The 25,025-nt window shown below is 66.8% G+C and carries 21 protein-coding genes; 14 read left to right on the top strand and 7 right to left on the bottom strand.

Annotated features, from left to right (window positions below):
* The first annotated feature begins 35 nt into the window (after nucleotides 1–35).
* The 5 genes from ACKN61_RS21040 to ACKN61_RS21020 all read left to right on the top strand — a co-directional run bounded on the left by ACKN61_RS21040 (nucleotide 36) and on the right by ACKN61_RS21020 (nucleotide 5,652).
* Nucleotides 36–2,192, top strand: coding sequence for a SpoIID/LytB domain-containing protein (locus ACKN61_RS21040; protein WP_408951082.1), 2,157 nt, complete (start codon nucleotides 36–38; stop codon nucleotides 2,190–2,192).
* A 63-nt stretch (nucleotides 2,193–2,255) separates the two neighbouring features.
* Complete coding sequence (locus tag ACKN61_RS21035; RefSeq protein ID WP_051884580.1) at nucleotides 2,256–3,047, top strand: M23 family metallopeptidase; 792 nt, start codon at nucleotides 2,256–2,258, stop codon at nucleotides 3,045–3,047.
* Between the two features lie 170 nt (nucleotides 3,048–3,217).
* Complete coding sequence (locus ACKN61_RS21030) at nucleotides 3,218–4,123, top strand: HEAT repeat domain-containing protein (protein WP_408951081.1); 906 nt, start codon at nucleotides 3,218–3,220, stop codon at nucleotides 4,121–4,123.
* A gap of 521 nt (nucleotides 4,124–4,644) precedes the next feature.
* On the top strand, nucleotides 4,645–4,854 hold the full coding sequence (locus tag ACKN61_RS21025; protein WP_031371060.1) for a cold-shock protein: 210 nt from the start codon (nucleotides 4,645–4,647) through the stop codon (nucleotides 4,852–4,854).
* Nucleotides 4,855–5,103: 249 nt separating this feature from the next.
* A complete protein-coding gene (locus ACKN61_RS21020; RefSeq protein ID WP_408951080.1) occupies nucleotides 5,104–5,652 on the top strand; it encodes a hypothetical protein in 549 nt (182 codons plus the stop codon).
* Between the two features lie 121 nt (nucleotides 5,653–5,773).
* Here the strand turns inward: ACKN61_RS21020 and ACKN61_RS21015 are convergent, their stop codons facing one another.
* From ACKN61_RS21015 to ACKN61_RS20990, 6 genes are all read right to left on the bottom strand, one after another.
* Nucleotides 5,774–6,790: a glycosyltransferase gene (locus ACKN61_RS21015; protein WP_408951079.1), complete on the bottom strand. Its 1,017-nt coding sequence runs from the start codon at nucleotides 6,788–6,790 to the stop codon at nucleotides 5,774–5,776.
* Nucleotides 6,787–8,112, bottom strand: a complete 1,326-nt coding sequence (locus tag ACKN61_RS21010) for a condensation domain-containing protein (RefSeq protein ID WP_408951078.1) — start codon at nucleotides 8,110–8,112, stop codon at nucleotides 6,787–6,789. The genes ACKN61_RS21015 and ACKN61_RS21010 overlap by 4 nt, the downstream gene beginning before the upstream one ends.
* Before the next feature lie 163 nt (nucleotides 8,113–8,275).
* Entirely contained in the window at nucleotides 8,276–9,874 is a 1,599-nt protein-coding gene (locus tag ACKN61_RS21005; protein ID WP_408951077.1) for an N-acetylmuramoyl-L-alanine amidase, read from the bottom strand.
* A 330-nt stretch (nucleotides 9,875–10,204) separates the two neighbouring features.
* Nucleotides 10,205–10,522, bottom strand: coding sequence for a hypothetical protein (locus ACKN61_RS21000; RefSeq protein WP_408951076.1), 318 nt, complete (start codon nucleotides 10,520–10,522; stop codon nucleotides 10,205–10,207).
* Nucleotides 10,523–10,545: 23 nt separating this feature from the next.
* Nucleotides 10,546–11,031 (bottom strand): pyridoxamine 5'-phosphate oxidase family protein, encoded by a 486-nt coding sequence (locus ACKN61_RS20995; protein WP_408951075.1) that lies wholly within the window; start codon nucleotides 11,029–11,031, stop codon nucleotides 10,546–10,548.
* Nucleotides 11,032–11,324: 293 nt separating this feature from the next.
* On the bottom strand, nucleotides 11,325–12,608 hold the full coding sequence (locus tag ACKN61_RS20990; protein WP_408951074.1) for a CynX/NimT family MFS transporter: 1,284 nt from the start codon (nucleotides 12,606–12,608) through the stop codon (nucleotides 11,325–11,327).
* A gap of 322 nt (nucleotides 12,609–12,930) precedes the next feature.
* On the opposite strand from ACKN61_RS20990, the gene ACKN61_RS20985 reads away from it, so the two are divergent.
* From ACKN61_RS20985 to ACKN61_RS20975, 3 genes are all read left to right on the top strand, one after another.
* A complete protein-coding gene (locus tag ACKN61_RS20985) occupies nucleotides 12,931–14,184 on the top strand; it encodes a hypothetical protein (RefSeq protein ID WP_408951073.1) in 1,254 nt (417 codons plus the stop codon).
* Nucleotides 14,181–19,718 (top strand): DUF4011 domain-containing protein, encoded by a 5,538-nt coding sequence (locus ACKN61_RS20980; RefSeq protein WP_408951072.1) that lies wholly within the window; start codon nucleotides 14,181–14,183, stop codon nucleotides 19,716–19,718. The genes ACKN61_RS20985 and ACKN61_RS20980 overlap by 4 nt, the downstream gene beginning before the upstream one ends.
* A gap of 108 nt (nucleotides 19,719–19,826) precedes the next feature.
* Nucleotides 19,827–20,510 carry a DsbA family oxidoreductase gene (locus ACKN61_RS20975; protein WP_408951071.1) on the top strand — a complete coding sequence of 228 codons (684 nt, stop codon included), beginning with the start codon at nucleotides 19,827–19,829 and terminating at the stop codon, nucleotides 20,508–20,510.
* A gap of 242 nt (nucleotides 20,511–20,752) precedes the next feature.
* Here the strand turns inward: ACKN61_RS20975 and ACKN61_RS20970 are convergent, their stop codons facing one another.
* Complete coding sequence (locus ACKN61_RS20970) at nucleotides 20,753–21,031, bottom strand: hypothetical protein (protein WP_408951070.1); 279 nt, start codon at nucleotides 21,029–21,031, stop codon at nucleotides 20,753–20,755.
* 10 nt (nucleotides 21,032–21,041) lie between these two features.
* Here ACKN61_RS20970 and ACKN61_RS20965 point away from each other — a divergent pair, with 10 nt between their 5' ends.
* The 6 genes from ACKN61_RS20965 (at nucleotide 21,042) to ACKN61_RS20940 (ending at nucleotide 25,025) form a co-directional block, all read left to right on the top strand.
* The gene (locus tag ACKN61_RS20965) at nucleotides 21,042–21,533 is read left to right on the top strand and encodes a hypothetical protein (RefSeq protein ID WP_408951069.1); all 492 of its coding nucleotides are present in this window, start codon (nucleotides 21,042–21,044) and stop codon (nucleotides 21,531–21,533) included.
* Between the two features lie 3 nt (nucleotides 21,534–21,536).
* Nucleotides 21,537–21,935 carry a hypothetical protein gene (locus ACKN61_RS20960; protein ID WP_408951068.1) on the top strand — a complete coding sequence of 133 codons (399 nt, stop codon included), beginning with the start codon at nucleotides 21,537–21,539 and terminating at the stop codon, nucleotides 21,933–21,935.
* 318 nt (nucleotides 21,936–22,253) lie between these two features.
* Nucleotides 22,254–22,703: a hypothetical protein gene (locus tag ACKN61_RS20955; protein WP_408951067.1), complete on the top strand. Its 450-nt coding sequence runs from the start codon at nucleotides 22,254–22,256 to the stop codon at nucleotides 22,701–22,703.
* 102 nt (nucleotides 22,704–22,805) lie between these two features.
* Entirely contained in the window at nucleotides 22,806–23,219 is a 414-nt protein-coding gene (locus ACKN61_RS20950) for a hypothetical protein (RefSeq protein ID WP_408951066.1), read from the top strand.
* Nucleotides 23,220–23,259: 40 nt separating this feature from the next.
* Nucleotides 23,260–23,529, top strand: coding sequence for a hypothetical protein (locus tag ACKN61_RS20945; protein ID WP_408951065.1), 270 nt, complete (start codon nucleotides 23,260–23,262; stop codon nucleotides 23,527–23,529).
* Between the two features lie 320 nt (nucleotides 23,530–23,849).
* Complete coding sequence (locus tag ACKN61_RS20940; RefSeq protein ID WP_408951064.1) at nucleotides 23,850–25,025, top strand: efflux RND transporter periplasmic adaptor subunit; 1,176 nt, start codon at nucleotides 23,850–23,852, stop codon at nucleotides 25,023–25,025.

The following is a 25,025-nucleotide window of genomic DNA, read 5'->3' as shown; positions in this document are numbered from 1 at the left end:
CTGCGGACGGTTTCGTCACCCACAGGGGATCGCCCATGTCCGAGCACCCGCAAGCGCCCGACGCGCCACGCCCATCGAGATCGCCGCGTCGCCTGCCGACCTGGTTGGCGGTCCTGGCCCTGCTGCTGGCCGGCGCCGTATTCGCGCAATGGCTGCGCACGCCGGGCGCGGCGCATCGCGCCGGCCGCGCCGGCTCGGCCACGCCGGCATCGAACAGCGCATCCGACAGCCGCGCGCTCGATATCCGCGTACGCGACAGCGTCAGCGGCCGCGCGCTGGATTCGCACCTGGTCGTGATCGCACGCGGCGCCGAAGCGCGCGTGCACGACCTCGGCATCACCACCCGCGGCGGCCGCGTCGCCGCCCTGGCGGAAGGCCGCTACGAGCTGATCGTCAGCGCGCCCGGCTACGACAGCCTCAGCACCCGGGTCGAGATCGACGCCGCGCCGGTACTGCCGGTGACCGTGTGGCTGTCGCCGTCGATGCCGTCGGAAGCCCTGGATTTGTTGGCGTTGAAGGCCGCGGCTTGCGCGCAGTGCGCGGTGTTCAGCGGCCACGTCTACGATCGCAGCGGCCGTCCCGTCGCCGGCGCGCAGGTGCGCAGCAGCCAAGGCGCAGGCACGACTGCCGACGGCGAGGGCTATTTCGAGTTCTCCGCACAACTGCCGCGGGCCTTGGCGCGCGACAGCGAGGCCTTGCCGGCGACGGTGGAGATCACCGTCAGCGCCAAGGGGTATCGCAGCCAGCGCCTGACCGGGTTGCCGCTGCTCAACGACAGCCGCCACCTGATCGTCGATCTCGAAGCCGGCGCCGGTTCGACCGTGGTGATCGACCGCAGCCACGTGCAAGCGCGCGCACGCCAGCGCGAAGACCAACAACGGCCGCGCTCGGCCGCCGATGCGCTGCAGGCCGAATCCGACGCCGCCGCCGAGGCGGACGCTGCGTTGGATCCCGCGCGCCCGGCCTCGGTCGCGACCGCGCAGCGCCTGATCGCGCAGGCGGTCAGCGTGCCGGTGCCGTCGAGCATCCGCGTCGGCACCAATTGTTCGGGGCGTTCCTGCAGCGGCGTGTCGGTCTACGGTTTCGAAGACTACGTCGGCCGCGGCCTCGACGAGGAGTGGATTCCGTCCTGGGACGCCGACTCGCTCGCCGCCGGCGCCGTCGCCTACCGCAGCTATGCGGCGTATTACGTCGCCCATCCGGTCAACAGCCGCTACGACATCTGCAACAGCACCTCCTGCCAGGCCTTCAACGCCGACAGCGTGTCGGCGACGGTCGCGGCCGCGGCGGCCACGCGCGGCGTGCTGCTGACCCGCGACGGCAAGACCGCGGCCTTCAGCGAATACTCCTCGGAGAACAACGCCTGGGACAGCCCCAGCGACGGCCTGTCCTGCGTCAACAACGACCTCAGCTGCGGCAACGGCCGCAACGGTTCGCCGCGCAACAACTGGCCGTGTCTGTCCGACGAGGTCGGGCGCAATCGCGGTTGTTTCGGCCACGGCCGCGGCATGAGCCAATGGGGCACGCAGCGCTGGGCCGCCAACCACGGCCGTGACTGGCGCTGGATCGCCAACCACTACTTCAACAACAACAACAGCCCCGGCGGCATGCGCAACGCCTTCCTCGCCAACGAGGGCGGCGGTGGGCCGGGCGGCGGCGCGATTGTGCTCGACAGCTTCGAAAGCGGCGTCGGCCGTTTCGCCAGCGCGCCGACCGCGTCCGGCAGCACGATCGGCGTGTCGACCGCCTCCTTGGCCCAGCAGGACTGCGCCACGCGCAAGAACGGCAGTTGCTCGTTGCGGGTCTTGCTCAAGGACGACCCCGCCGTCGCCAGCGCCTGGGCGGTGCGCCTGTTGTCGGGCGGCGGCACGCCGGCCAACAACGTCGAGCTGGTCCGCAACGGCGGCAAGGTCGGCTTCTGGGTCTACACCGGCGCCAGCGGGCTCAGCGCGAGCCTGAGCATCGACGACAGCGACGGCACCGAGCGCGCGATCAGTCGCGCGATTCCGAGCGGGCAATGGACCTGGCTGGAATGGTCGCTCGGCGATGCCGCGCAGTGGAACGCCTGGGCCGGCGCCAGCAACGGCACGATCGACGCCGCCAGCGTGCGCCTGGATGCGGTGTGGTTCCTGCGCGAGCAGACCAGTTACGACGTCAACCTCTATCTGGACGACGTCCAGATCCTGCACTGACCCCCTTCAACCGCGTCGCGCCGCCGGCAACGGCGCGGCCATCACCGATGGAGTATCCCCGCCATGAACGCAGTCAACGCAAGACGTATCCGACTTCGCGGCCTGTCCGCGCTGTTCGCCTTCGCCGCCTTGTTCGCCACCGCCGCCGAAGCCGCGCCGAACTTCCAGATGCCGTTTCCCTGCGGCCAGACCTGGGCCGGCCAGACCCGCTCCAACCACCGCCCGCAGAACTCGGTCGACTTCAACCGCGCCAACGATGAGGGCGACACCGTGGTCGCCTCGGTCGGCGGCACCGTCAGCGTGGTGCGCAACCTCGGCGACACCAGCTACGGCAAGTACGTGGTGATCGATCACGGCGGCGGCTGGAGCACCCTGTATGCGCATCTGAATTCGTACTCGGTCTCGGTCGGCCAGAGCGTCGCCGCCGGCAAGGCGATCGGCACCGTCGGCAACACCGGCGGCTCGTTCGGCGCCCACCTGCACTTCGAAGAGCGCTTGAACGGCAGCGCCCAACGCATCCGTTTCAACGGCGCGTTGATCAAGTACTTCGACGAAAGCGGCAACAGCACCAACTACACCAGCCGCAACAGCTGCAGTGGCGGCGGCACCGGTTCGGGCACGGTCAATACCAACGGCACGCCGCTCAACGTGCGGTCCGGCCCCGGCACCTCGTACTCGATCGTCGGCAGCCTCGCCGACGGCACCGCGGTGACGATCCAATGCCAGACCACCGGCACCTCGGTCACCGGCACCTACGGCACCAGCAACATCTGGAACCGGATCGGCAGCGGCCGCTTCATTCCCGATGCCTACACCTACACCGGCTCGGACGGGCGCGTCGCACCGCCTTGTTGATGCGTCGGGGGCGGTCGTAGTCCGGTTGCCCTCATCCCAACCCCTCTCCCGTCAACGGGAGAGGGGCTTTGTTGCGCTTGTGTCCACGGATTCGTTTCGCAGGCGCGGAATGCAGCACGGAATAAGCGCCGCGTTATCCTGCGACGAGGTCTCGCCGGTTTGAAACACCCATGAAATCCACTCAGGTGGCCCTGATCGCCATCCTCTCCGCCGTCCTGGGCGCCGCGCTTGGCGCCTATGTGGCGCGTCGCGAGGTAACGGCCGCACCGCCGGCGGCGGCGCCGTCCTCGACACCGGCGCCGCAGCGGCCGGCCGGGATCGATGCGGCGACGAGTCCGGAATACCTGGTGCTCGGCAACGAGCGGATCAGTTTCGAATCGCTGCGGCAACGCGCCAGCCGCGATCCGGCTTTTCTGCAAAGCCTGCTGCAGCGCTACCGCAACGAACGCGACCTGGCCGCGCGCGGCGAATTGCTGTCCTTGCTCAATGCGGTGTCGGGCGAGGAGGTGTTGCGCTTCGCCTTGTCGCTCAGCGCCAGCACCCGGCCCGAGGACGAGCGCGACGGCCTGGAGCTGTTGCGCGCGTACTCGATGGATCGCCCTGAAGTGCGGCAGACGTTGTTGGCCAAGCTCGAGCGCGGCGGCGACCCGCAGCGCATGGGCGAGCTGGTGGCGATGCTGACCCCGGCGACGATGCCGAGCGAGGACGCCGCGCCGGTGGTCGCCGAACTGGCGGCGCTGGCGCGTCACCCCGATCCGAACCTGCGCGCACAGGCCGTGCTGCAACTCGCGCAATGGGACGACGGCGAACAGGTCGAGGACCTGTTGCACCGCGCGATCCTCGACAGCTCGGCCGAGGTGCGCGCGAAAGCGATCGCCGGCGTGCAGGGTTCGGGCATCCGCAGCGATCGTCTCAAGGAAGCCTTGCTCGCCATCGCCGCCGATCCCGAGTCGAGCGCGGCCGATCGCGGCGCGGCGACGTTCGCGCTGCAGGAGTTTCGCCTCAACCGCGCCGAGTACGGCATCTGGCGTCGCGCCCAGGCGCAGGCCGACGAGGACGGCGGCGAGGGCCGATGAGGCCTCGAACCGGGTGGTCGCCGGCCCGGGTCGCCGGGCGGATCGGCGCTGATCGGGGTTCCAGGGGCCGCCCGGGGCCTGGATCGCCCCCGGTTTGGCATGGGTCCGGGCCGATCGAATATGAACGCCGTTCAGGTTCGATGCAGCGAGCGGATTCGGTTTATCCGGCGCCCAGTCGTCCAATTGCGAGAAGTAAAATAGTAAAATTCAATGAAATCAATTGGATGAAGCTGGGGCAATAGCCTGTGGGGCGCCTCCGGCACCGCCCGACTGCAAGCGGCATGTTCCAAACCGTGCACTGGATCGCCTAATCGAATGAACGCGGGTGCGTTTCTCCAATTGATTTTCCCATCGCGGGCCACTACGGTGTACGAGCTGAGTTCGTCAAGGGTCACCGTAGGTCGTGACCCGATGCCGTAGATCGCTGATCCACTCCATCGTTCCACCTCGCTTCCTCCTTGCAACCAGCCCCAACGCCGTGAAAGCGGCATTCCAACACAACGTTTCAAGGAGTAAGCAACATGTCGGATCGTGAGATCGGTACTGTCAAGTGGTTCAACGACGCCAAGGGTTTTGGTTTCATCAGCCGTGAGAGCGGCGATGACGTGTTCGTGCATTTCCGCGCGATCCAGGGCCAGGGCTTCAAGAGCCTGCAGGAAGGCCAGAAGGTCTCCTTCGTCGTGACGCAGGGCCAGAAGGGCCTGCAAGCCGACCAGGTGCAGGCGGTCTGAACCCTCGGGTTCAACGCTGACCTCGCTACCCGCGCCGCAAGGCAGGGTGGCATCGAGAAGCCCGGCGCAAGCCGGGCTTCTTCGTTTTGGGGCTCGCCGGTGGCGGGTTTCTGCATTCTCGGGCCCGGCCGTGCCGTGCCTTTCGTTTTTTGGCCCGGCTACGCCGGGCCGGCCGCATCCGTCCGTCGTTCCGGCTTTCCAATCCGGCCGCCAGGTCGCACCATTCCCTCTCCCTACGGACGCCACCCCATGAGCGCACCCGACAACGAATCCGACTACGAGGGCGACGAAATCGAATTCGCCGGCGGCGACAGCGACGAGGAACTCGACGAAGAGGCCCTGGTCTGGCAGCTGATGCTGCTGATCAACCCCGGCGACGAGGACACCGCGCTGCAGCAGTTCGCGCGTTACCGCGAAACCTGCGAGGACGATGCCGACGCCGAACCGGCCGAGACCATCCAGGAGGTGATCGACTGGACCTCCGGCTATCGCGTCGACTGGAAAGACACCGGCTCGTTCATCGATTCGATCGCGCAACTGGCCTCGCGCTGGAACCTCAGCATCGACTGGGGCGTGGAAGATCCCACCGACGAGGACTTCCTCGACGCCACCGACGTGCCCGAGCTGATGGCCAAGGCCTTCGTGCGCCTGCGCGAACACGGCTACACCTTGTGGAACCGCGACACCGGCAGCGACATGTACGCCGGCTGGATCACCCTGCGTCGCGACGACGAGAACATGGAAGCGGTCGCCGCCGCGCTCGGCATCGACATCCGTCTGGGCAGCGACGCTTACTGAGCCACGGGTGGCGGCTGAGCGTTCCTACCGCTCCGCTTCAGGGTAGCAGCGGCGCAAGCCGCGACCACGCCCTGGCACGACCCGACTCCCGCCTCGGCCGCTCATCTGCTGCGCCCGCACCTCAATGCCGGCAGAACGCCGCCAGCCGCGGGTGGCGCTGCTCGAACGCCCCGAGCCTGCCGAACACGCCGTCGAAATACCCGACCGCGATGGCGACGATCTTGCGCAGCTTGTGCTCCTCGCACACCAGCACGCACAGCACCTGGTGCAGGGTCAGCAACTCGATCAGCCAATGCACCGACCAGCGCGAGGCGTTGGAGCGCAGCGCGTGCACGGCGTTGCGCGAGGCGTAGTAGCGGCGCCAGGCCACGTGATTGCTGGTCGAAAAGATCCCGCGCTTGACGAAGCGCCCGACCTGCTGGCGCATCTCGACCGCGGCGTTGACGTAGACCGGGATGCCCTGGCGGGTCGCGCGCAGGCCGTACTCGATGTCGACGTACTCGATGAAGTAGTCCTCGCGGAACGCGCCGAGCTCGCGATAGGCCGCGGCCGAGATCGCCGAACCCGACGAAATCACGAACAGGGTCGGGATCAGGCCGTCGACGCGGTCGTCGATCCGCTCCGGCCGCGGCATCCGCCCGGCCGGCGAGAACACCGGCAGATAGCGGCCGAGGTTGGCCTCGAACACCTTCGGCCCGAGCACGAAGGCCTGGCTGCCGACCTGGGCGCAGGCCTGCATCATCCGGGCGAAGAATTCCGGGCCGAGCTGCGAATCCTGGTCGAGCAGGAACACCACCTGGCAGCCGCGCGCGAGCAAGGCCTCGACGCCGCGGTTGTAGGCGCCGGAGATGCCGCCGGCGTTGCGGTTGAACACCACCTCGATGCCGGCGCCGCGCAGGCGCTCGTGCAAGTCGGCATCGGCCTCGGGCGAGTTGTCGACGGCGACGACGTGGCGACAAGCGGCATGCGCATCGTCGAGATGGATCAGGTGCGACGCGTCCGGATGCCACAACACGAACACCACGCCGAAGGCGCGCGGATCGATCGCGCGCGGGGTCCTGGCCGGTTCGACGGCGATGTCGCCGGGCGGCGGCGGAACGTATGGCCCGTCCGCGCCGAAATCGCGATCCACCTTCATGCGGCTTCCCGCACCGACAGGATGTCGGTCTCGGCCGGATTGGCGGTGCGTCCGCGCTCCCACAGCGAGGCGATGACGTGGTCGCGGATCGCTTCGGCCTGCTCGCGCGGCAGCGAATGCTGGTCCGACATGAAGCTGAAATCCAGCTCGCCGGCGAAGCCCGACATCAGCACCGAGGTGGTGGTGCGCCAGGGCAGGTGCAGGCTCGGGCTGTACACGGTTTCCAGATGGAAGCCGTGGTAGTCGCGCGGCATCTCGATGCGGCCGACGTTGGACAGGGTGACGTCGTAGGCATCGAGGTCGGAGCGGCGCTCGGCGATGAACTGGTCGAACACCGAATGCAGCAGTTCCAGGCCGATGAAGAACTCGTAGACGTTGCGGGTCAGGCGCTCGATGCGCTGATTGAGGCGGGCCTTGAACGCGCGCGCCTGGTTCCAGTAGCCGAGTTCGTCGATCTGGTCCGGCGGAGTGCGGTTGTCGAGCGCGACGATGGCGCCGGGCGCGGACGCGAACAGGCTGTCGGCGCTGAGCCGCGGCAGAAACTTGCGGATGTCGACCGGCACGAACACCTTGCCGTTGGCGCGGTCGCTGCGGATGGTGCGGAACGCCAGAGAGAACGCGACCGCGATGGCGGCGAACACCGTCACGCCTTCGGCGCGCGCGCGCTCGGCCAGGGCCTGGCTGGCTTCGCGCGGCAGCTTCCAGCGCAGCACATAAAACTCGCCCTGCGGGATCGGCGTGCGCTTGCGCCGCACCGCGAAGAACAGACGGAACGCCATCGCCTTCCAGCGCGCGTTGCGATGGGCGCGACGGTCGTTCAGGACTTCCTCGGGCAGCAGGTCCTCCATGCCGTTGACGCTGGTATGGCGGCCGATATCGAGGTCCGGGCAGTCGCACAAGGCCAGGGTCTCGCGCAGCAGGGTCACCATCGACAAGCCGTCGCAGATGCAGTGGTGGCAAGTCAGCAGCAACTCGCCGCCGTCTTCGTCGTGGATCCAGACCGCGCGCATCAGCGGCGCACGGTCGCTGGCGAACGCGGTCTCGCGTTCGATATGCGATTCGCGCAGCCAGTCCTGGTCGCTTTCGCGCGCGACCAGGCGCAGCGGGATCGGTGCGGGATCGTCCTCGAGCACGATCTGCGGCGAGTCGCCGTCGAGCACGGCGCAACGCAGCATGGGGTGCTTGAGCTGGATGCGGTCGAGGGCGTGGCGCAACTGCTCCGGATCGAGCCGGCCGCGGATGCGCGCGGCCTGGACCAGGGTGAACGGGGTTTCGCGGTCGACGTACATGATCCGCTCGCACAGCATCATCTTTCGTTTCATCGTGTTCTCGCGATCGGGTGAATCGCCAGCTGGGCCGTCGAGGGCGCCGCTGGCCGGGAAAGCTCGGGTGCGGCCGTTCGCGCAGTGGCGCGGCGTTCATGCCGTTGCGGTGCCCTCGCCTGATCGGGACGAGGGCACCGCGGCGATGCGCTCGCCGGTTGGATCAACAGTCCGGAATCACCGCGCCGTTGTTGTCGCGCGCCTCATCGTTGCCCCAGCGGCTGAGGTAATACGCCGACACCCAGGCCCCGGCCGGGCCGACGTCGAGATCGGTCTTGAGCCAGTAGTGGTTGTAGCTGGTGCCGACGCGCACTTCCTGGCCCCAGGCCTTGCAGTAGACGTAGTTGGTGCCCTGGTAGAGGGTGCCGACCGGAGTCAGGGTCGACGGCCATTTGTAGCCGGTGGCGTTGGCGAAGGTGTCGACCCAGTACTTGCCCGGCGGGTTCGGCGTGCCGCCGCCGTTGATCAGGCCGTAATAGCTCGACCACGGGAAGTACTTGCCGGGGTCGTAGCGGTTCTCGTTCTGGGTCAGCATGCCGTGGCCCTTGACTCGCACGCTGTCGGGGACCAGATGCCAACTGTCGTAGCCGGGGCCGTTCCAGGCCGTGCGGCAATCGATGCCGCGGCGTGCGCAGATGCTCTTGGTCAGGCGCGCGGAGGCGTTGAGCATCGCCGCCGACCAGTTGCCGGCATCGGCGGCGCGGCCGTCGTGCTCGATGCCGACGGTGTAGTAGTTGTGGTACTTCGCATGCCAGGCCTGGCGGTTTTCCGCCACCATCTGGGTGATCTGGCCGTCGGACTTGCGGATCAGATAATGCGCCGACACCTGCGCGCTCGGGTTCTGGAACCAGGCGATCGAGCCGGCGTAGGAGCCTTCCATCGTGTGCAGGATCACCGCGCTCATCGCGTTCGAGGCGGTGCTGTAGTTGCTCGGGCTGGCCGGGTTCCAGATCGCTTCGCCGAAATCGACGGCCTTGGCGCCGACATCGACCGCCGGCCGGGCCAACTGATCGGCGAGTGTACGGTCGACGCGGACGCTGTCGGCGCCGGCATCGATCAACAGGGTCGGCGCGCGCAGTTTCTGCAACTGACCGGCGTCGAAGGCGCGTTCGAGCCGCAACGGTTGCGCCGGGATCTCGACACCCTGCGCGCTGACGCCGCGTTCGAGCGTCTGCAGCACGCCATAAGCGAAGCTTTGACGCGCGTAGTCGGCGATGCCGCCAGTGGAAGCGCCGTAGCCGGCGTAGCGTGCCAGCACTGGGGCCAAATCCTCGGCTTGGGCAAGGGTGCGGCTGCGCCGCTCGCCCTGGCTGGCGGCGAGCGCGCGATCGAGCAGGGCGGCACCGGCTAGGATGTTGCTTTGCGCATCGTCGATGACCTGCTGCGCGCTGCGCCCGATCAGGCGCGCGCCTTCGCCGACCTGATCGGCGAAACCGCCGCCGTGATAAAGGCCCATGACGCCGTAGGAACGCGGCATGTGCACATCGCGCGGGTTCTGCGCTTCGGGTGCGACATGGTTCCAGCCGGTTTCGGCATAGGCGATCGCTTCCAGCGAGCCGGCCGGCAGGTTCGGATAACGCGCATAAGCGCGGCGAAAATACTCGGGGTAGGACGCGCGCCGGGCTTGCGCCAGCACTTGCGCCTGGGTCTTGTCGAATTCGAAACGCAGAACCTCGAGGTCGGGACGGTCGGCCGCGACCGCCAGCGCCGAGGTCAGCAGCAGCGAACAGCCGAGGGCTGCGGCGAGTGAGTGCACATGCATCGAACGATCTCCTTCGGAGTGTGTAGTCCGTGGAAAGCCGCGTATGGATCCCGTTCGTTCATTGTCGTGAGCAACCGCAGGGTTTACGTGACCCGTTGCCGGAAACCGGCGCTTTGCGATGCGTCGATTTGTGCCGACGCTTCCAGTCCGGCGCGGTAGTGCGCAGTAGGCGCGAATATTTCATTGCGATGAATGCGTTGCGCAGTGCCGGCCCAAGGCGGCGTCATGCGCCGGCGCATGCGGCTCGGCCTCGCGGGCGATCGCTGCCGATAGCGTGTGCGGATCGATCGACTCCGGGGCGGGCCGACTGCACTGGAGCGATCGATTCGCTCAGGGGTTCGCGTAGAACCAGTCCGCGTACGGTGTGTTCTTCACCAGCCGGCGGTTCAGATCGGGAGCGCCGTCTTGCCACCAGACGGCGCCGCGCTCGCCGAGTGCCACCTTGGCGGCATGCACGCGTGCACGTGCGGCGCGCAGCGCGATTGCGTCGATGGCCGCGCGCACGGCGCGGCGTGCGGCCATCAGTTCCTGCACCAGTGCGTCGCGCTGCTCCGGCGCGAGCTGGGGATTGGCTGCGCGCCAGAGCCGTTCGTTGACGACCACGTAGCGGCCGTCCGGGGTTCGCCGGGGAGGCGCTGTCGAACCCATCGCGCTGCGTCCCCGGTCGCGGCTCAGCGCAGGCTGACGTCGGCGACCTTGTCCTGGTAGTCCTTCTTCGGGTCGACGCCCAGCAACAGCTTCACACCGGCGAGCAGGTTGTTCTCGTTGAGCCAGATCTCGGCGCGCTCCGCATCCAGGCGCAGCAGGGTCAGCTTGGGATCGTCCTGGCCACCCTCGAACCACGCCGCTACGAACGGATTCCACAGACGTTCGATGACCGTGCGGTCGCGGTCGACGCTCAGGCTGCCGGTGATGCTCGCGAACAGGTCGTGGCCTTTCGACGAGAACGCAGCGATGGCGCGGTGGCTGGCGGTGAGCTGCTGGGCCAGGGCGTTATCGGTGGAAGTGAAGAACCACAGCGGGCTGCGGTCATCTTCGAACTGGGCGGTCATCGGCCGGGTGTGGCTGTCGTCGACGCCGTCCAGGCCAAGCATCAGGGTGCGGTCGGATTTGAGCGCCTTCCAGAATTTCGCGGCGAGTTCTTGATCGGTGTGCATGGTCGTCCTCCGAGGATGGGAAGCTCCGGGTCGTGCGATCGAAGCACGATGCCAAGCTAGGTCCGACGATGTAAGGCGACGGTGAAACGCAGGTGAGCATGCGCGTTAGCGCGGCGGCTGCGCTTGCGGTGTCGATATTCACTCGATGTGCACGGCGGCCGTGTCGGCCGACCTTTCGATACGAGGTATGAACACGAGCCGGAGCGCCGCCGTCAGGGCGGCGTGCGCAGTGCTCGAAACAGCCCTGGTCGCGATCGAGGCGCGGCGCCACGGCCGAAACCGTAAGGTGCGCGTTACCAACTGTCTTCGAGCATGCGCGGCTTGCATGCCAGGCGACCGCCGACGATCAACACCACCAGGCAGGCGCCGAGCATCGCGAACGGCCACGCCCAGCCGTGGCTGAGATCGTGCAGCCAACCGAACAACAAGGGGCCGAGGCAGCTGAGGGTGTAGCCGAGCCCCTGCATGAAGCCCGACAACGCGGCCGAGCCGGCCGGGGTGCGCGTGCGCAGGTTGATCAGGGTCAGCGACAGCGGGAAGGTGCTCGGGCCCAGGCCGATCAGCCCGACCCAGAGGAAGGTCAGGTGCATCGGCGCCAGCAACAGGCCGGCGAAGCCGCCCAGGTAGGCCAGCATGCAGGCGATGACGATCGGAAACGGATTGGCGATGCGTACTGCGAGCGCGGGCATGCACAGTGCGCTGATCATGCCCAGGGTCGAGAACAGCGCGACCATGCTGCCGCCGAGCGCAGGGCTGCCGCCGGCTTCGATCAACAGCTTCGGCAACCAGGTGAACATCGAATAGGTGACCAGCGAGGTCATGCCGAACATCAACGCCATGCCCCAGGCGACCGGCGAACGCCAGACCCGGCCGGGTGCGGTGGTGGCCGCGGGCGTGCCGAGTTCGGGCGCTTCGTCGCCGACGCAGACCGCATCGTCGTGAGCCCGCGCCAGCGCACGCGCCTGCGCCGAGCGGCCGCGCGCTTCCATCCACAGTACCGTGATCCATGGCAGCGCCGCGGCCACCGCCACCAGCGACCACGAGCCCAGCGAGGTGCGCCAGCCGGCGGCCTGGGCCAGCGGCACCGCCGCCAATGCCGGCAGGATCGTGCCGAGCTGCAGCACGGTGATGTAGGCGGTGCTGACCGTGCCGACGCGATCGGCGAAATAGCGTTTGACCAGCGGCGGCAGCACGACGTTGCCGATGCCCATGCCGGCTAAGGCGAACGCCGAGGCGATCAGCAATTGCCCGGTGCCGCCGACGAAGGCGCGCGCGAGCAGGCCGAGCGCGGCCATCGCCATCGCCAGCAAGGCGGCGCGTTCCAGGCCGATGCGGTGGGCCAGTGCCGGCGTCGCCACGCCGAACAGCGCGAACGCGGCGGTCGGCACCATTCCGAACACGCCTGTCATGGTCGAACCGAAGCCGAACTCGCGGCCGAGCGCGTCGAGCAAGGGCGTCAGCGAGGTGACCGCGGTGCGCAGGGTGAACGCCGACAGGACGATGCCGACCAGCACCCAGGCGCGTCCCTGCCACAGCGGGCGTGCGATCGGGGCGGGAATGGCGGCGGTGGCGCTCATGGCAAGCTTCGTCGGAGAAAACGCGCCGGCATGCGATGCATGCGGCCGCGCGGGGAACTGGAATCGTCGGCGCCGTCGTGGACGGCGCGCCCGCAGCCGCGGACAGGCGATGGTGAGCGGACAGTGTGGCCAGTCGTACCCGCCGGCGCCAGCACCGCCGCGGCAACGGTCAGTTGCGGCAAAGTCGCGCCCGCCTCGCAGCCCCGTCACACGCTGCGCTGCGGCGACCATCCTGCATCGAGGCGCGGTATCGTGACCGGGCCGCCGTCCCTGCGGCGCGATCCGCGGGGCGGCGTTCAGACATTCGAGGGAGCGCGGGATCGTGGTGGCAAGCAACGAGGTCCAGGACGGCATCGGCACAGCCGACGGCGGCAACACGCACAGTGCGACGGTGCCGCCGGCAGCGCCCGCGCTGGCGCCGCTGCCTTATCACGCGGCCCTGGTCGCGCATCTCAAGCGCGCCGAAGCCGAGGTCTGGGCCTGGGCGTCCTCGCTCAGCGTGCAGGCCCAGCACGCCCAGGAACTGCGCGCCGAACTGTTGCGCAAGACTTACCGCCTGACGCCGGAATCGCACCCGCAGGCGCATGCGATCTGCGCCACGGTCATGCAACGGCTGGGCATCGAGGCGGCGACCACCTTGTACCAGGCCAGCGACGGCGCGATGGGCGCCAGCCTGTGGTACCTGCCCGGCGAAGCGCATGTGGTCCTGCAGGGGCCGGTGCTCGAACGCCTCGACGCGACCGAGCTGAGCGCCTTGCTCGGTCACGAGCTCGCGCATTACCGGCTGTGGGCGCTCGACGGCGGCGACTACTACACCGCGCAGCGCATCCTCGATCACTGCATGGCCGACCCCCAGGCGGCCGCCAGCCATGCCGAGAGCGCGCGCCTGTATAGCCTCTACACCGAGATCTACGCCGACCGCGGGGCGGCGATCGCCGCGCAGTCGGCGACGCCGGCGATCGCGATCCTGGTCAAGGTGCATACCGGCCTGGGCAGCGTCGATCCGGCGGCCTACCTGCGCCAGGCCGAGGAGCTCGAATCGACCGACGGGCGCCGCTCCGAAGGCCATTCGCATCCGGAAAGCTATCTGCGCGCGCAGGCGGTCGAACGCTGGTGGCATGGAGCCGCCGATACCGATGCCTGGCTGCGCCGGCGCCTGCAAGGCCCGCTGTCGGCCGATCGTCTCGATCTGCTCGACCAACTCGCATTGAGCGCGCTGACCCGGCGCTTCATCGCCCGTCTGCTGCGGCTGGAAGCCTTGGGCGGCGAACTGGCGCAACAGCAGGCACGCGCCTATTTCCCCGATTGGGGCACCGACGAAGCGGTCGCCGGCGACGACGAGCTGAGCGCCGACCGCATCGACGACAGCGTGCGCCGCTACCTGCACTGCGTGATGCTGGATTTCGCCCTGATCGACGAGGCGCAGCGCGAAACGGCGGTGTTCGAGGCCGCGCGCCTGGCCGAAACGATGGGCGGCCGCAGCGAGTTCATGACTGCGCTCAAGCGCGACGCGGGGCTCGGCAAACGCGAACTCGACAAGCTCGCACGCCGCCTCGACAAGGAACCGAGCGCATGAACGAGCCCGAGAACGAGACGCTAAACGAACCTGCGAACGAGCCGGCCTTGCCGACCCAGGCGAGCAGCCTGCGTGCGGTGGTCGAAGCCCAGCGCGGCGCCGGGCTGGCCACCGACGACGTGCTGTTCCTGGCCTTGCCGCTGTTTCGTGCGGTCGCGCAGCTGCATGCGCACGGACGCGTCGCCGCGCTCGGCGCCGACGATATCGTCCAGGTCGCCGGCCAGGGCTTGAGCCTGCGCGCAGCCGACGGGCGCCTGCCGCGGCTCGAACTGGATGCGATACGACGCCTGCAACCCCCGCCGGGCTCGACCTTGAACATCGTCGGCGAGCTGCGCGTCACCCAGGACGCCGCACACGGCGCACGGGTCGAGAACCTGCAGACCCAGCGCGATGCCGCGCAGCCGATCGAGCATCCGGTGTACCTGCCGGGCTATACCTCGTGGGAACTGGCGCTCGGCCATCACGACGAAATCGGCGACATCTTCCAACTCGGGCAAGTGCTCGCCAGCCTGGCTTGCGGGCTCGACTTCGACGACGGCGACGACCTGGAACTGTTCGCCGCGCAACGGCAGAACCTGTTCCGCATCAACCCGCGCCTGAACCCGGTGCTCGCCGCGATCGTGGTCGAGATGACCGCTCTGAATCGTCACGAACGCGCCACCGACCTGGCCTCGATCGTGCGCCGCCTGGAGACTTATCGCGACCAGCCGGTGGGCCTGGATGTCGAGCGCGTCCTGTCCGGCGCCCAGGGCGAGGTCTCGCGCCGCGTCGCGGTGCTGTCGCATCTGCGCGACCGTTTGTTCGATCTGTCGCGGCGCAATCGCCTGCTGCAGTTCCGCCCGACCCAGGCCAGCGTCAACCTGACCATCGCCAGCGTGCCGATCGTGCTGCAGCTCGGCAGCATCCGTCCCGAGCAGTTGTGCACCTGGAGCGGCGAGTTCGCCGACGAAGTGATTGCGGGCAAGGCGGTCAGCCTGCATCGCTGGCTTCGTTTCGAAGACCAGCCGTATCTGCCGGGTGCGCTCGACCGCATCGCTCAGGAAACCCGGCGCGACCGCGCCGAGTACGGCTTCAGCCATCTGCGCCTGGTGGTCGCGTTCCTGCGCTGGCACAACCTCAAGGAAGATTCCGAACAGCGCCTGGTCTCGCCGCTGCTGTGGCTGCCGGTCGAACTGGTGCGCAAGAAGGGCGTGCGCGATCAGTACGTGATCCAGTGCGAAGACGGCGAAGCCGAGTTCAACCCGGCCCTGCGCCATTACCTGCGCCAGCTCTACGACATCCGCCTGCCCGAGACGGTCGACCTGCAGAAGGTCTCGCTGGAATCGATCCATGCCGACCTCGCCGCGCAGATCCGCGCCTCCGAGCCCGGGGTCGAGCTGCGCTTGCAACGCAAGCCGGCGATCGAGCTGATCCGGCGCAAGGCGGTGCAACGCCTGCAGCAATATCAACGCCGCAGCGGCGGACGCGTGCGCAGCGACGGTCAGCGCCCGGACTTCAGTTACGAACGCGACGACTACCGTCCGCTGGGCTTGGCCTTGTTCCGCCAGCACGTCCAGCCGAGTCCCTTGCCGCTGCGCGGCGCGGTCGGTGCGGCCCCGACGCCGACCCCGCTGCACATGAGCGCGAGCGCGGACGAGGTCGAGCACACGACTTACGCCCTGCAGGACGACAATGGCCATGCCTACGCCTGGGACTTCGACCTGACCCAGGTCACCCTGGCCAATTTCAACTATCGCAAGATGTCGTTGGTGCGCGATTACGCGCAACTGATCGAAGAGGGCGCCGCCAACCCGGCCTTCGACAAGGTGTTCTCGATCGAGCCGCGCGAGGTCGACATCGCCGCGCCGCCGCCGATCGCGCCGGCGGAGCAGTGGAACGTGATCGCCAGCGACGCCACCCAGACCGCCGCGGTGGCCTTGGCCCGCGGCGGCCGCAGTTTCATCATCCAGGGGCCGCCCGGCACCGGTAAGTCGCAGACCATCACCAACCTGATCGCCGACTACGCCGGCCGCGGCCAACGCGTGTTGTTCGTGTGCGAGAAGCGCGCGGCGCTGGACGTGGTGTTCCATCGTCTCAAGCAGGCCGGCCTGGATGAGCTGTGTTGCCTGATCCACGATTCCCAGACCGACAAGAAGGCCTTCGTGCAGAACCTGCGCGAGGGTTACGAACGCTGGGTCGTCCAGCCGCATCAGCACGAGCGCCTGAGTCAGTCGCGCGCCGCGAGCCTGGATGAACTGGCCGGGCAACTCGGCCAGATCGAAGGCTTCGAGCGCGGCATGGCGCAGATGCCGGAACGCTTGGCCTGCAGCGTGCGCAGCCTGTTGCGGCGTTCGATCGAGCTGCCGCCGATGCAGGCCGAGATCGATGCGGCCGAACGCGAGCGTCTGCCCGACTACGCGGTGTGGGAGCGCCATCGCGAATCCGGCGAGCGCTTGCGCGCCTTGCTGCAGGAGCGCTTCGGCCTCGATCGACTCGCCGGTCATCCGTTCGCGCGCCTGTCGGCGGGTCTGCTCGGCGACGAACGCGCTTATGCACAGACCGTGGCCTGCCTCGACGAGTGCGAGCCGCTGCTCGACCGCCTCGATGCCGCATTCGAGGACGAGAGCAGCCTGTTGAATCCTCAGCGGGGTCTGGCCGACGCGGTGCAGGCGTCGTCGATGGCCCGGCGACTGCGCGATGCCCGATTGGCGGCGCATCCGGATTTGCTCGATGCCGGTTCGGCCGCAAGCGCGCAACTGCGGCGCGAGCGCGACGAACTCGACGGGCTGGACCGGCGCCGCGCCGAAGCCGGGCAGGGCACCGTGCACTGGCGCGTGCCGTTCTCGGCGCAGGACACCGAGGCGGCCCTGGCGATTGCGCGCCGCGACGAAGCCTCGCTGCTGCGCTGGCTCAAGCCGTCGTGGTGGCGCCTGCGCGGCGTGCTGTCGCGCAGCTACGACTTCGCCCAGCACGCGGTGCATCCGAGTTATACCCAGGTGCTGCAGGCCAAGGCCGCTCACCATCAGGCGGACGCGGCTTATGCGCAGGCCGAAGAGCGCCTGCGTGCACGCCTGGACACGCCGGCGGCCGCCGCCTGCGTGGCCACGCTCGACCAATGGACCCGTGCGTCGGCGGCCTCGCCGGTGCTGCGCGAGTTGCTCGAACGCTTGCGCGCGGCGCCGGACCCGCTCGCCCATGCCGCCCGCGAAGCCGAGTACGCCGAGCCGCTGCTGCGCCTGAAGGAGATCGTCGACGGCCGCCTCGACATGCCGAACAGCGTGAGCCTCGGCGAGCTGGCCGAATGGACCCGCGACCTGCGCGAGAGCCTCGACGACCTGCCGGATTTCCTGCCGTCGCTGCGCGCGATCCATAAGGCCGGTCCGGCCTATGCGCACGCCATGCAGCAGGTCGACCTGCCGGCACCGCAACTCGAAGCCCTGATCGCCGACGAGGCGCTGGCCCGCTTGTACCGCGAGCAACCCGAACTCGCGCGCTTCGACGGCCGCACCCTGGCCGACGCAGCGCAGCGCGTCGCCCGCGCCGAGCGCCAGCTGCTCGAACGCAATGCCGCGGTGGTGCGGGCGACCCTGCACCGCAGCTTTCTCGAACACGTGCGCCAGTCCTCGCTGTCGGCCAGCCAGCTCGACAGCGACGGCAAGCTGTTCAAGAAGCGCTACGCCACCGGCCGGCGCGAGCTCGAACACGAGTTCGGCAAGAGCATGCGTTACCGCTCGATCCGCGAACTCGCCGGCGGCGATACCGGGCTGGTCGTCAACGACCTGAAACCGATCTGGCTGATGAGCCCGTTGTCGGTGTCCGACACCTTGCCGCTCGCCGCCGACCTGTTCGACGTGGTGATCTTCGACGAAGCCAGCCAGATCCCGACCGAAGAAGCGGTACCGGCGCTGAGCCGCGCGCGCCAGGCGGTGGTGGTCGGAGACGAGATGCAGTTGCCGCCGACCAGCTTCTTCTCCGCCGCGGGCGACGAAGACGATATGCAGGTCGTCGCCGAAGAGGACGGCGAACGCATCGCGATCAATCTCGATGCCGACAGCCTGCTCAACCAGGCCGCGCGCAACCTGCCGGCGACCTTGCTGGCCTGGCATTACCGCAGCCGTCACGAGGCGCTGATCAGTTTCTCCAACGCCGCTTTCTACGCTGGCCGCCTGATCACCATCCCCGATCGCCGGCTCGATGCGCGCGTCGACGAATCCTTGAGCGTGCGCGCCGCCGAGGCCCAGGCCGCGGTGGCCGGCGTCGATGCGCTGCTGGCGCGGCCGATCAGTCATCACCGGGTCGAGGACGGCGTCTACGCCAACCGCTGTAACCTGGCCGAGGCGCGCTATATCGCCGGCCTGGTGCGCGAGCTGCTGCGCCGCGAGACCGGCCTGAGCCTGGGCGTGGTCGCCTTTTCCGAAGCGCAACAGGGCGAGATCGAATCGGCGCTGGAGACCTTGGCGGCCGAAGACGCCGACTTCGCCATGCGCCTGGAGCGCGAGTACTTGCGCGAAGACGACGACCAGTTCTGCGGCTTGTTCGTCAAGAACCTGGAGAACGTACAGGGAGACGAACGCGACTTGATCCTGCTGAGCATCTGCTACGCGCCCGGCGCCGACGGCCGCATGTTGATGAACTTCGGTCCGATCAACCAGCGCGGCGGCGAGAAGCGCCTCAACGTGATCTTCAGCCGCGCCAAGCACCGCATGGCCGTGGTCAGCACGATCCGCGCCGATGCGATCACCAACACCCACAACGACGGCGCCGCCGCCTTGCGCGCCTTCCTGCAGTTCGCCGAGGCCAGCGCGCGCGGCGAATCCGAGCGCTCGCAGACCGTGCTGGGCGCCTTGAACCCCGGTGCCGAGCGCGCCTTCGCCAGCGCGCCGAAGCGCGACGCCTTTCGCGCCGCGCTGTTGCGCGCCCTGCGCGAACGCGGCCATGTCGTCCACGAACATGTCGGACGTTCGCAGTTCCGCTGCGACCTGGGCATTGTCGACCCGAACGGCGAAGGTTATGCGCTGGCGATCCTGCTCGATGCGCCCGATGTCGACGGCGAGGGGATGTCCGTGGACGTACGCGAACGCTACGTGTTCCGTCCCGGCATCCTGCGTGCCTTCGGTTGGCGGGTAATCGACCTGCCGTCGAGCGAATGGTTGCGCAACCCGCAGGCGATGCTGGAACGCATCGAAGCCAGCATGCAGGCCGATCACGGTGCCACCGAGGAAGCACCGGCCGCTGATGCAGCCGCGGCCGACGATACCGCCAGCAAGGTCGAGACCGTTTCGGTGCCGATGGACGCGGCTGCGCCGGATACGGCCGCGTCGCCGTCGACGGCCGCACCGATCCTGCGCGAGTTCGTGTTGCAACAGGGCACGTCGAACAAGTTCTGGCGCATCGGTCAGCGCGACGGCGAGATGACCGTAGTGTTCGGCCGGGTCGGCACGCGCGGGCAGACCCTGATCAAGCAGTTCGACACGCCGGAACGCGCCGAGCGCGAAGTCATCAAGCTGGTCGAGGAAAAGCTGCGCAAGGGCTACACGGAGGCCGCGCCGGGCTGAGCCGATGGAACGCTCCGATCCGCTGGTGCGGCTCGGAGCCGGTTGAACCCCGTCGGTTCAGGCCGCATCGTGAAGGTTCATTCCAACCGCCTCGTGCGCAGCCTTCCCATGACCCAGTCCGCCTCCAACCCGACGCCGCGCGTCAAGATCGACTTCGTTTCCGACGTGGTCTGCCCCTGGTGCGCGGTCGGCCTGAAATCGCTGGAGCAGGCCATCGCCCGGATCGGCGACGAGGTCGAGGTCGAACTGCATTTCCAGCCGTTCGAACTCAACCCGCAGATGGCGCCCGAAGGCGAGAGCATCGACGAGCATCTGGCGCACAAGTACGGTCTTAGCCCGCAACAGCTCGCGCAGAACCGCGACGCCCTGCGCCAGCGCGGCGCCGCGGTCGGCTTCGAGTTCAATGCACGCGACCGCATCTACAACACCTTCGACGCCCACCGCCTGTTGCACTGGGCCGCCATCGAAGGCGCAGCCCAGGAACACGCGCTCAAGAACGCGCTGCTCAAGGCCTATTTCACCGACAGCCAAGACGTGTCCGCCTACGACATCCTCGCCCGCGCCGCCGCCGAAGCCGGTCTCGACGAAACCCGTGCACGTGCGGTGCTGGCATCCGACGAATATGCCGACGACGTCCGCGAACAGGAACGCTTCTACCAGAGCCAAGGCATCCGCGCCGTACCCTCGGTGATCATCAACGACCGCCACCTGATCCAGGGCGGCCAACCGGTCGAACAGTTCGAAGCTGCGCTGCGGCAGATCGCGGGCTTGCCCGTGTCCGGCAAGGCCTGATCGCCAGCGTTATCGGCGGACAGGGGCGCGATGGCGCCCTTGTTCGTTGTGGTTCGTTGAATCCTCCGGCAGCACCATCCCGTTCGCTATCGGGGATGGCGTTGTGGTTATTGCTGTCACCACCACGATCGTTAATTCAGGCTCGATCCCGACTCCCGGGATCGGATGCGCCGGGTTGGGCGAGTGTGCCAAGGTCGCATCGGTCATCGAAGCACCGTCGGGCTCGTGGCGAGGGCATACCTTCAAGCCTTGTCTTGATCCCGTCCGATCCGTAGCATGCGCCTCGCGATCAACAGGGTCGCATCCCCTCTTTGCCAGCCACGGCTCTGCGCCTGCCAGCTTCTTTTTTGCCCGGCGGCTGTTGTGAACGCCCGGGTCTGCGCAACTCCAGTAGCGGTCAACGCCGCACAATTCAATGAAACTCTGTTGTCGTTGCCCAGTTCGGACAGATTTGGCGCAATACCGTGATTGTTCTCGGGCTGGCCGATCAGGGGCATGGCGGGGCGCTTCTGCGCGGTCATTTTCCCAGCCATGATTTCACCCCTCGTCGAAAGAGAAATTGCGAGGCTGGGCGGCTTCCTTTACGGGATCGCCGCTCTCAATGGCGGCATAAGGAGTTACAGCGCCTACGCATATGCCGTTGAACCAAAGGAGGGGGTGTCGATTGAGCAATCTTTGCAGGACCACTACACCTGGAATCCCGGCATGGAGTTCTCCGAGGTGCGGCGGTTGGATAAGGGTTTGCGTGACTTGGAAAGACTGATTCAACCGTTTCTTATCCGCGATCTGCCCGGTCATAATGCCGATGCGGTCGGCAATTTACAGGCCTATCTCGCCTTCAGAGTCATGGATATGATCATGGTGATTCGCGAGGATCGGCCGGTCCCCGACGTTTTCAGATTGACTCTGGCCCCCGCGCCTGCAACGTCCGAGTGTGTGTACTTTTGCTTGAAGATGGAAGCCGTGCTGGTTTTTTTGCAGTTCAACAACAACATTCCATTCATAGACTCTCTGGACGTGTAGAGCATGGTCGGCGATGCGCGCAAGCAGGTCGGGCATTACCCATGGCTGCTGCTCGGAGCTGCTACCGGTACAGTCGTCCTGTCCGTCATCAGGACGCTCTACTACTTCGCGATCGATCGGCAACCCGAAATGTCGCCGATGATGTTCATCCTCTTCGCGCCTATTGTGGCCCTGCCTTTCATGCTCGCCGCCGCGCTGACTGAGTTTGTGGCAAGGCGATTGCTGCCCCGCCTGAAACGGCCAAGCCGGTTATGGTCTTTGCTGATCGGCGCGTCCTACACCTCGCCGCTGTTCGGGCTCATCGACGCGCGTATGCTCGTGCTCTGTGTGTTGATCAATCCCGTCATCATGCATGTTCTGCTTGCGCTGCGAGAACCGCCGACGCGCTCGATCGGGCGATGACTAAAGATCAGCCGCCTGTACGATGACGCTGGCCCCGATGGGCGGCGTTAAGATCCGGGAAATGAGGATGAGCCCGGATCTATTGTTCTCGGTGGCGCGGCAAGCCGCAGATGGCCCAAATGGGCATCCAAAAATTGACAGAGACTTGCCGCAACTGACGAATATGGGATAGGCGCTGGGAGCGTTGCAACGGTCGGGGCCGCTCACCCGATCGAGAAGCACTCTTGCACGGGGATGGAGGCACGTCACGATTGCCTCAGGCTGTTGATCCACCTACGCCTCGTGGCCCGAATGTGCCGCCACCTGAAGTTAAATTTTATGAGGTTCTCATCGGTGGGGAAACCAAATTTCAGGACTTCTGATTCTGGTCTGCTGCTGGACTCTTTTGCCCACGACCGAGTCTTGGAACTGTTCTGCATTGAAAAGTCCGATGGCCGCCTGGAATGGCGATCGACGAGTGGTGCGCATATGGCTCTTTTGCTTGGCGGGATCGAGCTTTATAAAGTTCGAGATCTCGGGGTCGGGGCTATCCTTTCGGAGATATATGTTTGGCCTGTAGCCGCTGTCCCGGAGTCGTCTTGGCTTGTCCCGGATAGTGTGTGGGGATTGATTTTCGAGAACGATTATTCAGGAGGAGATGCTAAGTCCGCGGTCGCCGGGCTGCAAAGATTACGCCCCGATCTTTGGGCCGTGCAGGTGGGCTTCTCCTATGGGGGCGCAATGGCATTCGTATGCGAAGAATTGAATCTGGTTAAAGGCTTGCTCTGAATTGAGCTCGCTGCTTTAGGCGAACGCAATCGAGTCTGATTCGAATTTTGCGATTGCACGCGATTCGCAGCGCTATGTCGGGGTGCAAGTAGAGGAGGTGTTATGAGTGCGGCGCAATTTTTGCAATTGGATGAGCTAATCAATCGTGACGATGGGGATATACCGAAAGACCTTGTGGCGGCTTGCTTCGAGAGTGATTCGCCAGGCGCTTTAGGACTTGCATACGATCTAATTGCGGATGCTAAAGGTGCTTCGAGAATATCGCCAAGTTTGAGCTTCGAAGAGGCGCATGCCTTTGTGAGAAGCTACTATATGAAATGCATCATGATGGACTTTGATGATGTATGGGCCGATTCGAGTTTCTCAGCGCAAATGGATTGTAAGAGGTGGCTGGCTGCGACATGGAGAGCTATTGATGAGGTCGAGAGAGACGCCTGGATGCTTTGGGTAATGCGTCTATCGAAGAGTGACGCTGAGGCCGCGGATCAGTTGTCCTCGTGGATTAGGACCTTGTGAGGTATGGCCCGCGCTGGTCCGGCAGCCCGAAATGTCGCCGATGATGTTCATCCTCTTCGCGCCTATCGTGGCTCTGCCTTTCATGTTCATCGCCGCACTCGCCAAGTTCGTAGCACGACGATTCCTGCCGCAGTGGAAGCAACCGAGTCGGTCGTGGTCTTTCTTGATCGGCGCGTCCTACACCTCGCCGCTGTTCGGGCTGATCGACATGCGCTTGCTCGTGCTCTGCCTGTTGATCAATCCCGTCGTCATGCATGTCTTACTTGCGAGACGCGAGCGCGCTGACGCGCTCGACCGATCATTGAGTTGATGGCTCACCGCCGGCAGTCCAGCGCCGCGGCATCCGATCCCGGCAACTTCGGCCCACCCGCACTCCGGTCTTTGCCGATTCGGCCGAAAGCCCAAGCCCTCCTGATCGCTCGTCCTTGCCGAATGAGCGTTTTCGGCGCTGCTTTGCACAAAAACGCGCCGGAAGCCCGAAAAACGCATGGAAAACCCGCCTGAACGGGCGTGGGGCGGGTTGACCTCGGTCGGCTTAGAAAAGAGAATGATCGTTCATTCTTTGAAGTGGCCGCGGTCCGTCCGACCGCCACAACGTCCTGAGGCTCCCCCATGCCGTCGCGCAAGTCCATGTCCTATAAGGCAATTCTCACTGTCTCCGTGCTCGCTTTGGCGCTCGCCGCCTGCGGCAAGGGCGGCGATCAACAAGGCGGCCCAGGCGGTCCCGGCGGCCAGAAGGGCCAGGTCACGGTGGTGACCCTAAAGCCCGAGACCATCACCCTGACCCGCGAGCTGCCGGGGCGCACCAGCGCTTCGCTGATCGCCGAGGTCCGGCCGCAGGTCAACGGCATCGTCGAGAAGCGTCTGTTCACCGAAGGCGGCCTGGTCCGCGCCGGGCAGCCGCTGTACCAGCTCGACGACAAGACCTATGCCGCCGATCTCGAAACCGCGCGCGCCACCCTGGCGCGCGGCGAAGCAGCCTTGAACTCGGCGCGGCTCAATGCGCGCCGCTCCAGCGACTTGGTCAAGATCGACGCGGTCAGTAAGCAAGACGACGAAACCGCGGTCGCCACGCTCAAGCAGAGCCAGGCCGACGTGTCGGCGGGCCGCGCTTCGGTGCAGAGCGCCAGCGTGATCCTCGGCCGTGCGCGCATCACCTCGCCGATCAACGGTCGCATCGGCAAGTCGGCGGTGACGCAGGGCGCGCTGGTCACGGCCAACCAGGCCGAACCGCTGGCGGTGGTGCAGCAGCTCGATCCGGTCCACGTCGACATCAGCCAGTCCAGCGCCGAACTGCTCGCCCTGCGCAAGCAGATCGCCGCCGGCACCCTGACCGAGGCAGTCACGCCGGTGACGATCCTGCTCGAAGACGGCAGCAAGTACCCGTTGGAAGGCAAGCTGGCGTTCTCGGAAGTCACCGTCGACGAAGGCACCGGCAGCTTCCTGCTGCGCGTAGTGGTGCCGAACCCCGACAACATCCTGATGCCCGGCATGTACGTGCGGGCCTTGGTCGGCACCGGCGTGCGCCAGAACGCGCTGCTCGTCCCGCAGCAGGGCATTTCGCGCGATCCCAAGGGCGCGGCGACCGCGATGGTCGTCAACGCCAAGGGTCAGGTCGAGCCGCGCGAGGTCCAGGTCAGCCAGGCCATCGGCGACAAGTGGCTGGTCGAAGGCGGCCTGAAGGCCGGCGACAAGGTCATCGTCGAAGGCCTGCAGAAGATCGGCCCCGGCATGCCGGTCGATGCGACCGAAAAGGGCGCAGCGCCGGCCAAGCCGGCCGCGGCCCCCGCCGCGCCGAAGCAGTAA

Origin of the sequence: Lysobacter sp. Hz25, from assembly GCF_046097045.1 — a bacterium.
Taxonomy (GTDB): Bacteria; Pseudomonadota; Gammaproteobacteria; order Xanthomonadales; family Xanthomonadaceae; genus Lysobacter; species Lysobacter antibioticus_B.
This window is presented reverse-complemented; position numbering and strand designations above follow the sequence as displayed.

Coding starts and splice junctions, on each gene's coding strand:
- ACKN61_RS20945 (WP_408951065.1), top strand. CDS start 23,260: ATGATGTTCATCCTCTTCGCGCCTATCGTGGCTCTGCCTTTCATGTTC.
- ACKN61_RS20980 (WP_408951072.1), top strand. CDS start 14,181: ATGAACGAGCCCGAGAACGAGACGCTAAACGAACCTGCGAACGAGCCG.
- ACKN61_RS21040 (WP_408951082.1), top strand. CDS start 36: ATGTCCGAGCACCCGCAAGCGCCCGACGCGCCACGCCCATCGAGATCG.
- ACKN61_RS21030 (WP_408951081.1), top strand. CDS start 3,218: ATGAAATCCACTCAGGTGGCCCTGATCGCCATCCTCTCCGCCGTCCTG.
- ACKN61_RS21000 (WP_408951076.1), bottom strand. CDS start 10,522: ATGGGTTCGACAGCGCCTCCCCGGCGAACCCCGGACGGCCGCTACGTG.
- ACKN61_RS20950 (WP_408951066.1), top strand. CDS start 22,806: ATGAGTGCGGCGCAATTTTTGCAATTGGATGAGCTAATCAATCGTGAC.
- ACKN61_RS21020 (WP_408951080.1), top strand. CDS start 5,104: ATGAGCGCACCCGACAACGAATCCGACTACGAGGGCGACGAAATCGAA.
- ACKN61_RS20995 (WP_408951075.1), bottom strand. CDS start 11,031: ATGCACACCGATCAAGAACTCGCCGCGAAATTCTGGAAGGCGCTCAAA.
- ACKN61_RS20955 (WP_408951067.1), top strand. CDS start 22,254: ATGAGGTTCTCATCGGTGGGGAAACCAAATTTCAGGACTTCTGATTCT.
- ACKN61_RS20940 (WP_408951064.1), top strand. CDS start 23,850: ATGTCCTATAAGGCAATTCTCACTGTCTCCGTGCTCGCTTTGGCGCTC.
- ACKN61_RS21025 (WP_031371060.1), top strand. CDS start 4,645: ATGTCGGATCGTGAGATCGGTACTGTCAAGTGGTTCAACGACGCCAAG.
- ACKN61_RS21015 (WP_408951079.1), bottom strand. CDS start 6,790: ATGAAGGTGGATCGCGATTTCGGCGCGGACGGGCCATACGTTCCGCCG.
- ACKN61_RS20975 (WP_408951071.1), top strand. CDS start 19,827: ATGACCCAGTCCGCCTCCAACCCGACGCCGCGCGTCAAGATCGACTTC.
- ACKN61_RS21035 (WP_051884580.1), top strand. CDS start 2,256: ATGAACGCAGTCAACGCAAGACGTATCCGACTTCGCGGCCTGTCCGCG.
- ACKN61_RS21010 (WP_408951078.1), bottom strand. CDS start 8,112: ATGAAACGAAAGATGATGCTGTGCGAGCGGATCATGTACGTCGACCGC.
- ACKN61_RS21005 (WP_408951077.1), bottom strand. CDS start 9,874: ATGCATGTGCACTCACTCGCCGCAGCCCTCGGCTGTTCGCTGCTGCTG.
- ACKN61_RS20965 (WP_408951069.1), top strand. CDS start 21,042: ATGATTTCACCCCTCGTCGAAAGAGAAATTGCGAGGCTGGGCGGCTTC.
- ACKN61_RS20970 (WP_408951070.1), bottom strand. CDS start 21,031: ATGACCGCGCAGAAGCGCCCCGCCATGCCCCTGATCGGCCAGCCCGAG.
- ACKN61_RS20990 (WP_408951074.1), bottom strand. CDS start 12,608: ATGAGCGCCACCGCCGCCATTCCCGCCCCGATCGCACGCCCGCTGTGG.
- ACKN61_RS20960 (WP_408951068.1), top strand. CDS start 21,537: ATGGTCGGCGATGCGCGCAAGCAGGTCGGGCATTACCCATGGCTGCTG.